This is a genomic window from Corynebacterium sp. 20-84 (assembly GCF_053479455.1).
In genome coordinates this window covers 57,026-71,911 of record NZ_JBRBCB010000008.1, presented here as the reverse complement: position 1 = coordinate 71,911, position 14,886 = coordinate 57,026, and the positions used below count along the sequence as shown (strand labels likewise).

The window sequence follows — 14,886 nt, the reverse complement described above, 5'->3', positions numbered from 1 at the left end:
CACGTCGTTCAACGATCGTCCTCTTGTTTTTGTTCCCGATCAGTTTCATGAAGTACTGCCACGATAGCCGCAGCGACGGCCAGTTCGCGGATCTCCTGCCGCTGCCCCACCAGTACTCGCACCGGTTCGCGGCTCCCCGGAACCAGCGCGAACTGCGTCGCTAGCGCTTCCTGAGAATTACCGGCGAGAATCTCCGCGGCCGGAAGTGAGACAGTGCGTGACGGTCCCGCGACCGCAATGTGGACCTCGCCGACCGGGTGCCCGTCCTGCGGATCGGGGCCAGCCACACCTGTTAAGGCCACACCCCACGTCGCGCCGCATTTCTCGCGCGCGCCACGGGCCATGTGCCGGGCAGTCGCCGCGGCCACAGGGCCATGCTTTTCCAGCACAGATTCAGGCACACCTGCCAGTGATGCCTTCAGGTCCGTGGCGTACGTGATCAGTCCCCCGCGCAGCACATTGGAAGCACCGGGAACGTTCGCCACGGTCGCGCTGGCCAGCCCCGCTGTCAGGGACTCACAAAAAGCGACGGTCTCGCCGCGTGACGCGAGGGTGCGGATGAGGTCGGGGGCAGCGGAGACGTCGATAAGCGTGTCCTGTGTCATGCGTCCTTCCTGTTCGCCTTGGCGCCGTCGACGAGGTACTGCACGCCCGTGACCACCGTGACCACGACGGCGATGAGCATGACCACGAGCGTCGGGATATCCATCCAGCCAGGCAGCGGACACAGATACATGGCCACGCCGATGGTTTGGAGCACTGTCTTGAGTTTGCCGCCCTTTGATGCGGGCACGACTTTGCCGTTTCGCAGCATGCCCATGCGCCAGAAGGTGATGCCCAGCTCGCGCGCGATGATCACGACGGTGATCCAGATCGGCAACGGGCCCGCGATATTGAGCGTGACCAGCGCCGTGATCATCAGCGCTTTATCCGCAATCGGGTCGGCGATCTTGCCAAAGTCCGTGACCAGGCCCCGCGAGCGCGCGATATCGCCGTCGAGTTTGTCGGTGATCATCAGCGCGACAAAGAGCCCGAACGCCCACCACCACCGCTCCGTGAGAACAAGCCACGCAAAAACGGGGATGAACAGAATGCGCAACGACGTCAAAATATTGGGCAGATTCCAGTTCGACTGTGTGGTCTGGCTCGGAGCATTCACGCCTTCAACCCTACATTCCATGCTCTCGCGCTAGACTTCGCGCCCATGACCTACTTCATCGCGACGTACACGTACGGCGAGAAAGCGCTCATCCACAACACGCGCCCGGCACACCGCGACTTCATAGCTTCGCTCAAAGACGAAGGAAAGATCGTCGCAGCCGGACCTTTTGGCGGTGACACGCAATCCGCGATCATCGTGCGTCTCACTGAGGGCGCAACGCAGGCCGACGTCGAAGCATTGCTTGACGACGACCCCTACCTCGCCGCCGGCGCCCTGACCGACCGGGACATCCGTGAATGGACCCCAGTCATCAATATTTGGGACTGACTTATTTCTTCCTGCCGCCGCGCGCGACGTCCAAGTGGTCGGTCTCGCGCGAACCGGTCGCGGTGTGATCACCCTTGCCCGAAGTCGCCGGGTCATCGATCCACTCGATGTGGTGACCGTGGTTGTCCACCTTGCGGCGGTTGCCGTGGTCATCGAAGTCGATGTGGTACTTCTGCTCCTCGCGGCTGGAACGGCCCGCCTTCACATCGGCGCGATCCTTCATGATCGAGGCCACCGCCGTCACCGCCAGCACGCCGACGATCACCGCCAGGGACAGCACGGTGCCGACCTCCGGAACGTTCATGCCCTCACCGCCGTTGATGAACGACAGGTTGTTCGCGTGCAGGGCATGCAGCAACAGCTTCACACCGATAAAGCCCAGCACCACCGCGAGGCCGTACGGCAGGTAGACGAGCTTATCCAGCAGGCCGTTGAGCAGGAAGTACAGCTGGCGCAGTCCCAGCAGTGCGAATGCGTTAGCCGTGAACACCAGGAATGCTTCCTGGGTGATGCCGTAGATCGCCGGAATGGAGTCAAAGGCGAACATCACGTCGATGAAGCCGATGGACAACAGCGCCACGAACAGCGGCGTGACCGCCTTCCTGCCTGCCACCGTCATGGAGAACAACCGGTCGCCGTGGTAGGACCTGGTCACCGGAATGACCTTGCGCAGCGTCTTGACCACGAACATGTCCTTCGGGTCCGGATCCTCCTGATCGGTCGCCTCGTCGTACACCAGCTTGATCGCGGTGTAGAGAAGGAAGGCGGCGAAGATGTAGAAGACGTCCGACCACGCCTCAATGATCACTGCGCCGAGCAGAATGAACAGCAAACGGCAGATCAGGGCGATGAGGATGCCGATGAGAAGCACCTTCTGTTGGTACGCGCGCGGGATCTTGAACGATCCCATGATCAGCGCGAACACGAACAGGTTGTCCACACTGAGCGACAGCTCCGTGATGTAGCCGGTGAAGAACTGCACGGCGTGCTCCGAGTCCCACATGACCCACACGAGGCCGCCGAAGACGCACGCCATCGTCATGTAGAACGCGGCCCAGCCACCCGATTCCTTCATCGTCGGCTCATGCGGGGTGCGCACGTGCGAGACGAAGTCGAAGATGAAAAAGCCCAAGATCACCGCCGAGGTGATCAACCAAATAGACACAGGCACATGCATGAATAGAACCTCCGGTTGGAACGAAAATTAACCGGAGGTCTCCCCCACCCTCTCACGTGATGGGCCACCCGGACCGGGAACCGCATAGGTTGGCCGTGTTGACGATCCGAGGCGCTTTCGGGGTACTCCCCTCCAACAGAGAGCAAGACTACTTGGTCGCCCCGGCGAGCACACAACCCGACCCTCAGAGCCGCGGCCTAAACGGAGAAGGGATCGTCGTCGGCATCGAGATTCAGCCGGAGCTCAATCGCATCGGCGATCTCGGCTACAAGATGATCGCCGCGACAGTCGGCGATGAACGCCGCGGCCATGTCGGTACCTGCGGCTACTCCCGAAGATGTCCACCGGTCGCGGTCATGCACCCACCGCGCCGACCGGCGCCACTCGACATTTTCGCCAAAGCTCGTGGCCCACTCGAAGGCTCTCTTATTGCTCGTCGCTGCATATCCCTCGAGCAGGCCGGCTGCAGCGAGAAGCGCGGATCCCGTGCACACTGACATCAAGATCTGCGATTGGTCGGCCAGCGCATTCAACTGGGCAAGGAAGTGGTCGTCTTCGACCAGCCGGCGCGTCCCCATGCCACCCGGCACGAACAGCACATCCCCGGTTGCCGAACTAAAGTCGCCGTCCACGCCGAGCCGGACGCCTTGAGAACTCGCGACGGAACCACCGTCCGCTGAAAGCATTTCCACGTCGAAGTCGTCAACTTTGGACAGCACTTCAACCGGGCCAGCCACATCGAGCAGCTCAACATTGTCGAAAAGGACGACAGAGAACCGAAGCCCATGAGTAGCACCCATCGGTTAGAACGCACCCCCGGTCGGGTTGTAGGTGGCCTTCACGGTCTGGGTGTCGTCATCTGCTGCATCCGAATCGCTGGATGCTTCTTCCGCCGCGGCTTGCTCCTCGAGCACTTCCTTCGGAGCTTCGGCGGGGTCGGCGCCCTTGATCATCCACTGGATGGTCTCGAGCTCCTCAGGCTTGACCAGGACCTCGCGGGCCTTGGAGCCTTCGGACGGACCGACAACGCCGCGGGATTCCATGAGGTCCATCAGGCGGCCGGCCTTGGCGAAGCCGATGCGGAGCTTGCGCTGAAGCATGGAGGTGGAGCCGAGCTGGGAGGTGACGACGAGCTCGACGGCCTCGAGGAGGTCGTCCATATCCTTGCCGATCTCCTCGTCGATCTCCTTCTTCTCCGGAGCCTTTTCCTCGGTGACGCCTTCGGTGTAGTGCGGCTCGCCTTGCTCCTTGACGGCATCGACGACAGCCTGGATCTCCTCATCCGAGACGAATGCGCCCTGGAGACGCTGCGGCTTACCGGCGCCCTGCGGAATGAACAGCGCGTCGCCCATACCGATGAGCTTCTCCGCACCGCCCTGGTCGAGGATGACGCGGGAGTCGGTGAGAGAGGATGTCGCAAAGGCGAGGCGGGACGGTACGTTCGTCTTAATCAGGCCGGTGACCACGTCCACGGATGGACGCTGAGTTGCCAGCACGAGGTGGATGCCCGCCGCACGCGCCTTCTGGGTGATGCGGACGATCGAGTCCTCGATTTCCTTCGGCGCGGTCATCATAAGGTCGGCGAGCTCGTCGACAACGCAGACGATCAGCGGGTACGGGCGCATTTCGCGCTCGGAGCCCAAAGGAGCGGTGTGCTCGCCGGAGCGGACCTTCTTGTTGAAGTCCTTGATATGGCGCACGCGCGCGGACTTCATGTCCATGTAGCGCTGCTCCATCTCCTCCACGAGCCACTGCAGCGCCGCGGCAGCCTTCTTCGGCTGGGTGATGATCGGTGTGATCAAGTGCGGGATGCCCTCGTACGGAGTCAGCTCCACCATCTTCGGGTCGACAAGAATCAGGCGGACTTCCTCCGGCGTCGCGCGCGTCAGCAGCGACACCAACATGGAGTTCACGAACGCGGACTTACCGGAACCGGTCGAACCAGCGACAAGCAGGTGCGGCATCTTCTGCACGGAGGCGGAGACGAAATCGCCCTCAATATTCTTGCCCAGGCCAATGAGCATCGGGTCCTGCTCACTGCGCACCTGCGGCGCATCGAGCACATCGCGCAGACGGACCATCTCGCGGTCGGCATTCGGCACCTCGATACCCACGGCAGATTTGCCCGGAATGGGAGTCAGCAGACGCACGTTATCGGTGGCCACAGCGTACGCGAGGTTGGACTGCAGGTTCGTGATCTTGGAAACCTTCACGCCTGGGCCAAGCTCGACCTCGTAGCGCGTCACTGTCGGGCCGCGCGAGAAACCGGTCACCGCCGCGTCGACCTTGAACTCGTCGAAGACGTCGGTGATCGCTTCGATCATCCGGTCGTTGGTTTCAGTACGGGTCTTCGGTGCGTTGCCCGGCAGCAACAAGCTTGTCGACGGCAGGTTGTAGTCGCTTGCCCCCTCCGGCTCCCGTACGGCCGGAGCATTGGCTACCTGCTGCTCCTTCTCGGAATTCGGCGTGGACGCCGGGATAGCCGAGGCATCGATGCCCGAACGAGCGACGATCTGCTTGCGCATTTCTTCGCGCGCTTGCGTCACTGCATCGCTTGCGCCGGCGGCACCAGCAGCGGCCGCCCCAGCAACAGCCCCGGCACCAGCAGCGGTCGCTGCACCGCCGACCTTCTGGATCGGTGCGGTATCAGACGGCTTCGACGCAGGTTTAGCCTTCGGTGCCGGCTTGCGGCGCGGTGCTTCAGCCGGAGCTGGTGCCAGAGCCTCAGCAGCAGAAGCCGCCGGAGAAGCCGGGATCTGCTCAGTGAACTGATCGTCAGAGTCGAACTCGCTGCTGAAGTCGTACACCTCGTCCTGCGCTGCCGAACGGGACATCGCACGGGTCTCGTTGGCTGCCGAAGGACGGGAGTTGGTCCGGCGGCGACGGGGAGCGGGCTCGGCGGGGGCGTCGAAAAGCGTTGGGTCGCCGGCTTCTTCGTCAGCGGGCTCGACTGGGTAGTTGTCCATCGGCGTGCGGCGCTTACGCGGCTGGCTGCGGCCTTGGGCACGCTCGCGCGGGCGGCGCTCACGCCCCTCGGCGATGTCGTCGAGATCGCCGTCGACGTGGCCGTACATGTCGTCGTCTTCGGCCTCATCTTCGTGCGGATCCGGAGTGTGTGCATTCGACGCGATGCTGCGAAGCACGTTCCGGATGTAGTCGAAGGATTCGCGCACGGTGATACCGGTGGCGAGAAGTGCCGCATAGACAATGACGAGACCGAGCAGCGGAACTGCGACAAATGGAGTGAATCCAGCACTGAGCGGTCCACCGATAATGGCGCCGATGGCGCCGCCGGCGATCTTCCTGTCAGCCCAGCTTTCCGGCGTACCGGCGAAGATATGGATCAGACCGAGCATGCAGACCGCAATGATCGTGAGACCTGCACCGCTGTGGGCACGTTCAGACGCGGTCCTGCCAAGCCCGAGCATGATAGCGACGGCGATGCCGACGAGGATCACGGGAAGAACAAGTGCACCAGCACCGATCACCCAGTGCACGGCATTTGCGATCGCGGCACCAACAGGACCTGCGATATCCAGCCAGACAGACGCACCGAGCACGGCTGCGAGGCCGATGAGGATCAGGCCGAGGGCATCGACGTGGCGACCGCGCCCCGGGACGTCGTCGTGTTCGTCATGAGCATCAAAGGAATCATCCATGTCCCCAGCCTCCTCGGGTGCGTCGTAGGAATCGTCGTACCCTTCCAGCTGCGCCGCACGCCTCCGGCGGCGGCGCGCAGGTGCGCCATCCATCTCGTCGTCGGCACGGCGCTTCTGTGAGCCTGTGGCCTTACGGCCGACAGCAGAAAACGCTCCCGTCACCTCCCGGGCAGCATTGCCCATTCCTCGCCCGACCGCACCGACAGCAGAGCCGACGCGCTCATCAGCGGAAGCGGCGGCGACCATGGTTCCGGATGCAGAATTGCGCGAGTACCCGCCTGTGGTGCGGGTATCACGGCTCTTCGGCCCGGTCTTGGGGCGACCTTTCTGGCGGCGCTGGGTACTGGTGACAGACATGGCCACCACTGTAATGCCCAGTTACACCTCAAGTCACATGCGCCACACCGGCGCGCTCAATTTTCATTGAGTCTAGATTCGACGCTTGACTTCCTGAACCGCCTGCTCGTCGCCGTCAATGCGAACCTCGACCGCATCGCGGCCGGTGACCCACAGCAGCAGTTCCCCGGGCTCACCAGAGACGCGGACGACTCTGTCACCCTGGTCCACCACACCCCGTTTGCCGCCGAGCGTGACTGGCGGGTGGTTCGGCGGGGTCAAGACGACTGGCACAGCGGAGCTTTTGAGCGCCATCAGCCCCATTAATTTCGTGGCCTTCATGAGCTCGTTTTCCACCGCGCGGGAAAACTCGCGGGGCGCAACCTCTCCCCCACCCCGGCGGACATCCTCGTGGTGAATGAAGTGCTCCGAGGTGTTCATCGCCTTGTCCAAGGGCTTCATGAACACCGGCGGTCCTGCTGCCCACTCATTGACCACTTGGTCGAATGGGCGCTGCTTCACTTTGGCTTCGGCGTCTTTTGTCGTCTTCGACAGCGCCGGCAGGAAATATCCGCCAGCCAAGTGCGGCTTGCGCTCGCGGAGGTAGAGGTGCGCGGCGAGATCAGCGGCCGTCCATCCGTCGCACAACGTCGGGGCATCTGGCCCCTTTTTGAGCATCAGCTGGGCCAGCTTTTCACGTTCTTTTTGCTGAAACGACATAGGCCCCAGCCTAGCGTGGCTGGGGCCTATGGTTCGGGGTTCGTCGTGAAGCGAATTACAGGGATTCGCGCGATGCCTCGACGTCCTCGTTGCTGAGCGGTGCTGTGTCGTCGGCGTTCATCGGAACGACCGTCGGCAGGATCACCGGCTCGCGCTTGTACTTCTGCTCGATGGTGCGGGACACGCGGCGACGGATCTGCTGCACCATGCGGTACGGATCGTTCTCGCCTTCCGCCGCCAGATCGAACATGGTGTTTTCCACCAGCTCGACCAGGTCCGGCAGGACACCGCGGTCGTCGTCGACGAGACCGGTGGTGGACACGACCGGGCGCTCGATGAGGCGGCTCGTGCGGTCATCGATCACACAGGTGATGGAGATGACGCCGCCGGCAGCGAGGTTCGTGCGGTCGGTCAGGACATCCGGGTCCACATCGCCCATCGTGGTGCCGTCCACGTACAGGTTGCCCACCTGATACTGGCCAGCGACCTTGAGCTTGCCGTCGACCATGTCCACGACGACGCCGTTCTGTGCCAGGACGGTGTTCTCCGGCTTCACGCCCGTCGCGATCGCCAGCTCCTTGTTGGCGCGCAGGTGGCGCCACTCACCGTGCACCGGCATTGCGTTGCGCGGGCGAGCCATGTTGTAGAGGAACAAAAGCTCGCCGGCGTAACCGTGGCCGGATGCGTGAACGTGAGCGTCATCGCTGGTGATCACGTTCGCACCGATCTGGGCGAGGTTGTTGATCACGGCGAAAACCGCTTCCTCGTTGCCCGGGATGAGCGAGGAGGACAGGATGATCGTGTCGCCGTCGCGCACGGTGATCTGACGGTGCTCGCGGCGGGACATGCGCGACAGAGCAGCCATCGGCTCGCCCTGCGTACCGGTCGTGATCAGCATGACGCGGTGCGGAGCCATCTTCGCGGCTTCCTCGATCGGGATGATCGTGCCCTTCGGAGCCTTGAGCAGATTCATCTTCTCGGCGATCTCCATGTTGCGGATCATGGAGCGGCCGTTGAAGGCGACCTTGCGGCCCGAAGCGACAGCCGCGTTGACCGCCATCTGGACACGCGACACGTTCGACGCGAAGGATGCCAAGACGACGCGCTGCTTCGCATCCTGCACGAGACGGATCAGGGTCTCCTCGATGCCGGCCTCAGAAGCAGAGATGCCCGGAATCGTGGCGTTGGTGGAATCGCAGAGGAACAGGTCGATGCCCTCGTCGCCGTAGCGTGCCAGCGCCGGGAGATCCGTCGGCTTGTTGTCGTACGGAGTCATGTCGACCTTGATGTCACCGGTCATGCAGACCGTGCCAGCGCCGGTCTTGATGACCACGCCGACGCAGTCCGGAATGGAGTGACCGACGTGGAAGAAGCGCAGGTTGAACGGGCCGACAGTCACCTCGGACTTCGGGTTGACCTCGTTCAGCTTCGGACGCTGGCGGTGCTCCTTGGTCTTCGCGGCAATGAGCGCGTTGGTGAATTTCGCCGAGTAGATCGGGATATCCGGACGCAGCTTGAGCAGCCACGGGATAGCGCCAATGTGGTCCTCGTGGCCGTGGGTGACCACGAGCGCATCGACCTTGTCCAGCTTGTTCTCGATCGGACCGAAGTCCGGCAGGATCAAATCCACGCCCGGCTCGTCGGAAGACGGGAAGAGCACACCGCAGTCCACGATGAGCAGACGCCCGTTGTACTCGAAGACCGTCATGTTGCGGCCGATCTCGGAAATACCGCCAAGGGCGTAAATACGCAGACCATTCTGCGGGGGCTTCTGCGGTGCGGGCAGACGCTTGGTCAGATCGGCGCCCTGCATACCCTTCACCGGGTTACGGCGGTTGTCGCCGCCACCGCGACCGCCGCGTCCACGACCACGACCGCGTCCACGACCACGGCCGTTGCCGCCGCCGTTATTGCCGCGTCCACCACGGTTGCCACCGTTGCCGCCGCCGCGGTTGTTGCCGTTGCCGTTTCCGTTTCCGTTGCCAGAACCGTTGTTGTCGCGGTTGACGCCGCCGTTGCCGTTGCCGGAACCGTTGTTGCCCCCGTTGTCGCCGGGTTGGGTATCCGCAGCCTGGAAGACCGGCTGCTGATCGCCGGCCTCCGGCGGGCCCGCCTTGCGGGTCACTTTACGGGAGCGATTGCGGGGTTCGTTCATACTTATAGGACTCCAGCCTTTTCCATGTCGCGGCGCAGAGCCTCCAACTGCGTGTCATCTACTCCGACAACAGGCAGGCGGGGATCTCCGACCTCGATGCCCTGCAGACGCAGGGCCGCTTTTGCAAATGTCACTCCACCGAGCGCTGCTTGCTGTCCAGCGAGCACGCTCATGGTGGTGGCGTTGATTTCCCGCGCGCGGGCGAGGTCGCCTTCCTCGAAGCTTGTCACCATTTCCCTCATCAGACCTGGGGCTGCGTGGCCGATCACGGAGATGACTCCGGTCGCGCCGACGGAGAACCACGGCAGGTTGAGAACGTCGTCGCCAGAGTACCAGGCAAGGTCCGTATCGTTGATAATCGCGGTCGCCTCAAGCATGTCGCCCTTGGCGTCCTTGACCGCCTTCACGGTCGGCAACTCGGCGAGAGCGCGGATCGTGGACCCGGCGATGGGAATACCGGAACGGCCCGGAATGTCGTACAGGCAGATTGGCAGTTCGGTCGCCTCAGCCACGGCCGTGAAGTGCTTGAGCAGTCCAGCCTGGGACGGCTTGGAGTAGTACGGCGTGACCACGAGAAGCGAGTCAGCGCCAGCATCGCGGGAAGCCTTGGCCAGCGCGATGGTGGAGCGTGTGTCGTTCGTGCCGGCACCAGCCATGATCTTGACGCGGTCGCCGAGCTCCTCACGGACGGCCTTGATCAGTGCGATCTTCTCGTCCGGGGATGTCGTCGGGGATTCGCCGGTGGTGCCACCGAGGATGAGAGAGTCGACACCGTTGTCGACAAGGTGGGCAGCCAACTTTCGCCCGGCCTCCAGGTCGAGTTCGCCGTTTCGATCGAACGGGGTGACCATTGCGACACCGACAGTGCCGAGTTCTTCTGCACCGGTTTGTGCTTTCGTTGAAATGCCCATGGTTATCTAGGGTACATTCTCTTCCCCGCCAATCTGTGTAGCCCTATCGGGCTTTTGCGGCGGGACAGAGTTCTTATCCGGCGTATGGGCTGGTGGCCATGACAGAGCCGTCGGCAAGCGTGCTGATGAGGAAGTCGTCGAAAAGCGCGGGTGCTTGTTTTTTGAGGATCTCCAAGCAGGCAACGGCGAGTTCGCGGATCTCGGTGTCGGCGTGCTCGCTGGCGCGCGCAGCGATGAATTCGCGCCATGCGCGGTAGTTGCCGGTGACCACGAAGCGTGTCTCGGTCGCGTTGGGCAGGATTGCGCGCGCGGCTTGGCGCGCTTTCTTCTTGCGCAGCAAAGCGTTCGGTTCGGCATCGAGGTTGTTCTCGAGCGCCTGGAGAAGCTCCTCGTAGATGAAGCGTTGCTCGTCGACTGCGGCGAGGAACATGCGTGCTAGGTCCTCATCTTCCGCGATCGCGTCGGGCATGACGACATCAGCTTCCCCCGCCGGCACGAAACGTTGGGAGAGCTGGGAGAACGACAGGTGGCGGTGACGCAACAGCTCATTGCCCGCCGCGCGCGACAGCCCGCGCACGTACAGCGTCGCGGTGGCGTGCTCAAGCAGCGCGTCGTGGCCCACCTCGAGGATGTGGCGCAGGTACGCCTCATTGCTCGCGGTGTGCGGGTTCGGCTTGTCGAAGGTCTCGTAGCAGGCGCGGCCCGCGAATTCGACGAGCGCTTCTGCATCGGTTGCGGCGGGGTCTTGGTCCCAATCGACGTCGGCGGGCGCCGCGAACGAGGTCGCCGCGACGAGTTGAACGTCCAGCTTTTTGCTCTGTGTCATCTACAGGCCCAGGTAGCTATCCAGCCCGACGGTGAGCCCCGGGTTGTCCGCGACCTGGCGAACACCGGTGAGCACGCCCGGCACGAAGGAATCGCGGCCATAAGAATCCTGGCGGATGGTCAGCGACTGGTCGGTGGTGCCGAAAATGATTTCCTCGTGCGCGACCATGCCCTGCATACGCACGGCATGCACCTTCACACCGTCGACGTCCGCACCGCGGGAGCCGTCGAGCGCCTGCTCGGTCGCGTCCGGCATCGCGGACATATTCGCTTCTCGACGAGCCTCCGCGATCCCCTGCGCCGTCTTCACCGCCGTGCCGGACGGTGCATCGAGCTTATTCGGGTGGTGGTACTCGACGACCTCAGCCGACTCAAAGAACGGCGCGGCCTGACGGGCGAATGCCATCGCCAGCACAGCGGAGATGGCGAAATTCGGGGCGATCAGAACGCCCACACCTTCGTTGGCAGCGCACCAGTCGCGCACCTGCTGGTAGCGCGCGTCATCAAAGCCAGTGGTGCCCACCACCGCGTGAATGCCGTGGCTAATGCAGAATTCCAGGTTGTCCATGACCACGCCCGGGGTGGTGAAGTCGACGACGACCTCTGCCCCGTTGTCCACGAGCATGTCAAGCGAGTCGCCGGCGTCGATCTCAGCGACAAGCTCCACGCCGTCGGCCGCGTTAACGCCTGCAACGACCGCGGAGCCCACGCGGCCCTTCGCGCCCAGCACTCCGACCTTGATAGACATGATCCGCCTTCCTACCGGTATGAGCACCGGCACATTTCTTTAGTCGTTCGCTTTCTGCCTAACTACCATAGCGCCGCCGTGTGACCACGCCGCCGAAACCTCGCTGCGGACCTCACTTCCACGCTCAAGCGGCCTGTCAGTAGTCGCCTCGCGACATTCCCCCAGCTAGAATGAAACATATGAACCTCAAGTCACTCCAGTTAACGGCAGTCATCGTCGCATCGGGACTCGCGCTGGCCGGGTGCGCAGGCGACAACGTCGCTGAGCCCGCCCTGACCGAGCAGACGCCCGAGTCGACGACCGAAGCCCAGGAGCAGACGGAATCCACCACGTCGGACGCCTCCGAGGCCGACAGCCAGACCCGTCAGGCCGCGATGGATCCCGCTGCCGCCGCCGACGGGTTCAGCACAGAGCCGACCGAAAGATTTGGCGACGGCTACGGCGAGCTGCGCACCACCGATATCCGCGTCGGTTCCCACGACGGTTTCGACCGGCTCGTCATCGAATTCGAGGGCACCGGGGAACCGCGCTACCACATCGGTTACAACAACGACCCCCGCCAGGACGGCTCCGGCTTTCCCATCGACGTGCCCGGCGCCGCGAAGCTGGAGATGATTGTCCACGGAACCGCCCCGGATATGTCACCGGACGCAATGTACAAGCCGAACACCAACCTGGGCCTGACCAGCGGCAATATCGTCGATGTATACAACGGCGGTGCCTTCGAGGCGACCTCCCAGTACGTCGTGGGTCTGAAAAGCGAGCGCCCCTACAAGGTCGAAATCCTGCACGAGCCGACGCGCCTTGTCGTCGACTTCCAGAACTAAGACCGGAGCGCTACGCCTGATGCGATTCCGAGAGGATGACCAAGGTGACCGTCGCATTTTCTCGCGCCACCAGCTCGTGAACGATTCCCGCGCCGAGGTGAACCGCACATCCCGGCTCCACGATCTGAGTTTCTCCCTCGGCTGAAAACTCCACCCGACCAGTTTGGCCAATAACCAAGATTGGCCAGGCTGCTTTGTGGTCCGGCATGACATCGCCTGCCGCAAAAGACAGACGCACGACAGTAGCCCCCTCGTGCCGGCCCAACACTTTCAATTGGGGCCGGTCATGCTGCTGGTTATCTGCCGTTTTAGATGCCTGTAAACCTTCGATGATCTGCACTGGTCACACCTTTTCAGCTGGACTTCTAAAATGGGTCACGTACTTTTCAGCACGTAGGTTCAGCCTATAGCCCAACGATCGGTTTCTTTCATGACTTCTCCGCGCACTGCCTCAACTCGACGCAGCAATATAGCAGCGTGGGCCGTCGTGGCTCTGCTGGTGATCGCCTCGGTGGCAGGAGCTCTCGTGTCGCACGCACGCGCCGGCGACGCGCGGGATCTATCCGGCCCGGTGATCCAGGAAGTGACCATCGAAGGAATGCGCTTTTCTCCCGCGCGTGTAGAGGTAGACGCCTCGACCCCGGTCGTGCTCAAGATCACGAACAATGACGACCGCAACCACGACCTGAAGATCGGTTCGCACTATTCAGGCATCATTGCGCCGGGTACAACAGTCGTGCGCGATTTCGGCACATATTCCACCAACACTCAGGGCTGGTGCACCATGGCCTCGCACAAATCCCGGGGCATGGTCTACGACGTCGTGATGGCGGACTAGCTTCCCTGTTTCCGCGCGGCGGCATTCGCCATGATCACCGCGCGCTGGGCACGCACACCGCGCACCATCAGCGGAATGAACGCGACAAGGCACGCGCACGCAACGATGCTGCACACGATGCGCGCGATCGACGACGGCGCGAAGAGCCAGCCGAGCAGCGTGGCGTTGAACACGACCACGCGCACAACGCCTGCACGGTTCAGCTCCGCCAGGCCCGCCCGCGTCGCAGCAGGGCCACCACCGATCGTCGTGGGCATGAGGTAGCTCATCGTTCCAATGAGAAGCTGCGCGGCGAACCCGGCGAGAAGCGGAAGGGTGGGAGGAGAAAGGGCGTCGAGGTAGCCGTCGATAGGCAATGCGGACGTCCCGAAAGCGACGAGCGATGCCACGAGCCATGCGATGGCGAGCAGCGCGGACAAGCTCGGGTACGTGACGTGTTCGCGCCAGGAGGTGGACAGCACTCCCGCGAACCATGTTTGCAGCGCCCACGCCCACGCCGCGGCGTACACGAGCACGCCGATTCCCAAAAGGAGACCACTGTTCGACAGCGCCCCGGCGATGGCAGCGAAAAGACCCGCGCCCATCACGCCGAATACGGCGCGCGGGTGCGTGAGCATCGCTTTCATCCGCCACATCGCGGGCAGCAGCACGACAAGCGATGCCATCGCCGCGAAGCCGACGAAACCGCCGATATTCGCAAGCAGGTGAGCCAGCAAAACACGCTGCTGCCAGCCGCCGCGCAAATCCAGCGTAAGAGCGGCGCCTAAACACCCGCCGAGAACAAGGCACGCGCCAGAAGCCACGTACCCCCACACGACAGGGCGGAAACGCTTCGCAGGATCCGCCGAAGCAATTTGCTTAGCGACGCCTACCGCATGCCACCCCACTGCCCCCACGACGAGTGCTGCGCCAAACCAGAGAATGATCCAGTGCCAGTCGGCGCCGCTGAACAGGTGGCCGAGCAACACAGCCACGACTCCGGCGTTGAGGACACGGGACCGCAGCAATTGGGCCGGCCGCGCTGAATCCGGCAGCTTCTGCTGGAGGAAACGTTCGGTGAGGTTCTGCGACCACACCACGATGGAATTCGTCAGAACGCCCAGAGTGAAGATGTGGATCAGTAGAACGCGCGGCTCAGGCACCGTGGTGTGCACAAGGCCGACGAGAACGAACACACCCATCCACACCGACACAGGACGCG

Annotated in this window: 15 protein-coding genes; 3 read left to right on the top strand and 12 right to left on the bottom strand. The window is 63.1% G+C overall.

The genetic code is table 11. From position 1 onward, the window contains the following. Positions 1–8: 8 nt before the first annotated feature. Together ACUY2Y_RS07475 and pgsA are read right to left on the bottom strand one after the other, a co-directional pair. Entirely contained in the window at positions 9–605 is a 597-nt protein-coding gene (locus ACUY2Y_RS07475; RefSeq protein ID WP_448325461.1) for a CinA family protein, read from the bottom strand. Then, complete coding sequence (gene pgsA / locus ACUY2Y_RS07470; RefSeq protein WP_210574195.1) at positions 602–1,180, bottom strand: CDP-diacylglycerol--glycerol-3-phosphate 3-phosphatidyltransferase; 579 nt, start codon at positions 1,178–1,180, stop codon at positions 602–604. The genes ACUY2Y_RS07475 and pgsA overlap by 4 nt, the downstream gene beginning before the upstream one ends. Before the next feature lie 24 nt (positions 1,181–1,204). On the opposite strand from pgsA, the gene ACUY2Y_RS07465 reads away from it, so the two are divergent. Further along, on the top strand, positions 1,205–1,489 hold the full coding sequence (locus ACUY2Y_RS07465) for a YciI family protein (protein ID WP_296144495.1): 285 nt from the start codon (positions 1,205–1,207) through the stop codon (positions 1,487–1,489). A 1-nt stretch (position 1,490) separates the two neighbouring features. Here ACUY2Y_RS07465 and ACUY2Y_RS07460 read toward each other — a convergent pair whose 3' ends face one another. The 8 genes from ACUY2Y_RS07460 to dapB all read right to left on the bottom strand — a co-directional run bounded on the left by ACUY2Y_RS07460 (position 1,491) and on the right by dapB (position 12,020). Beyond that, entirely contained in the window at positions 1,491–2,666 is a 1,176-nt protein-coding gene (locus ACUY2Y_RS07460; RefSeq protein ID WP_448325460.1) for a TerC family protein, read from the bottom strand. Between the two features lie 197 nt (positions 2,667–2,863). Then, entirely contained in the window at positions 2,864–3,466 is a 603-nt protein-coding gene (locus ACUY2Y_RS07455; protein ID WP_448325459.1) for a DJ-1/PfpI family protein, read from the bottom strand. Between the two features lie 3 nt (positions 3,467–3,469). Beyond that, the gene (locus ACUY2Y_RS07450) at positions 3,470–6,682 is read right to left on the bottom strand and encodes a DNA translocase FtsK 4TM domain-containing protein (protein ID WP_448325458.1); all 3,213 of its coding nucleotides are present in this window, start codon (positions 6,680–6,682) and stop codon (positions 3,470–3,472) included. A gap of 72 nt (positions 6,683–6,754) precedes the next feature. Further along, complete coding sequence (locus ACUY2Y_RS07445; protein ID WP_448325457.1) at positions 6,755–7,381, bottom strand: TIGR03085 family metal-binding protein; 627 nt, start codon at positions 7,379–7,381, stop codon at positions 6,755–6,757. Between the two features lie 55 nt (positions 7,382–7,436). Beyond that, positions 7,437–9,536 (bottom strand): ribonuclease J, encoded by a 2,100-nt coding sequence (locus ACUY2Y_RS07440; protein ID WP_448325456.1) that lies wholly within the window; start codon positions 9,534–9,536, stop codon positions 7,437–7,439. A gap of 2 nt (positions 9,537–9,538) precedes the next feature. Next, a complete protein-coding gene (gene dapA / locus ACUY2Y_RS07435; RefSeq protein WP_296144509.1) occupies positions 9,539–10,447 on the bottom strand; it encodes a 4-hydroxy-tetrahydrodipicolinate synthase in 909 nt (302 codons plus the stop codon). 73 nt (positions 10,448–10,520) lie between these two features. Beyond that, positions 10,521–11,273, bottom strand: a complete 753-nt coding sequence (gene thyX, locus ACUY2Y_RS07430; protein ID WP_448325455.1) for an FAD-dependent thymidylate synthase — start codon at positions 11,271–11,273, stop codon at positions 10,521–10,523. Next, positions 11,274–12,020 (bottom strand): 4-hydroxy-tetrahydrodipicolinate reductase, encoded by a 747-nt coding sequence (gene dapB / locus ACUY2Y_RS07425; RefSeq protein WP_448325454.1) that lies wholly within the window; start codon positions 12,018–12,020, stop codon positions 11,274–11,276. Positions 12,021–12,199: 179 nt separating this feature from the next. Between dapB and ACUY2Y_RS07420 the strand changes: the two genes are divergently transcribed. Then, a complete protein-coding gene (locus tag ACUY2Y_RS07420; RefSeq protein ID WP_448325453.1) occupies positions 12,200–12,847 on the top strand; it encodes an AMIN-like domain-containing (lipo)protein in 648 nt (215 codons plus the stop codon). 10 nt (positions 12,848–12,857) lie between these two features. On the opposite strand, the gene ACUY2Y_RS07415 is transcribed toward ACUY2Y_RS07420, so the two are convergent. Further along, positions 12,858–13,187: an XRE family transcriptional regulator gene (locus ACUY2Y_RS07415; protein WP_448325452.1), complete on the bottom strand. Its 330-nt coding sequence runs from the start codon at positions 13,185–13,187 to the stop codon at positions 12,858–12,860. 90 nt (positions 13,188–13,277) lie between these two features. On the opposite strand from ACUY2Y_RS07415, the gene ACUY2Y_RS07410 reads away from it, so the two are divergent. Next, entirely contained in the window at positions 13,278–13,685 is a 408-nt protein-coding gene (locus ACUY2Y_RS07410) for a cupredoxin domain-containing protein (protein WP_210574181.1), read from the top strand. Here ACUY2Y_RS07410 and ACUY2Y_RS07405 read toward each other — a convergent pair. Next, the gene (locus tag ACUY2Y_RS07405) at positions 13,682–14,878 is read right to left on the bottom strand and encodes a copper oxidase (protein ID WP_448325451.1); all 1,197 of its coding nucleotides are present in this window, start codon (positions 14,876–14,878) and stop codon (positions 13,682–13,684) included. The two genes, ACUY2Y_RS07410 and ACUY2Y_RS07405, sit on opposite strands and share 4 nt — an antisense overlap. Positions 14,879–14,886 lie beyond the last annotated feature (8 nt).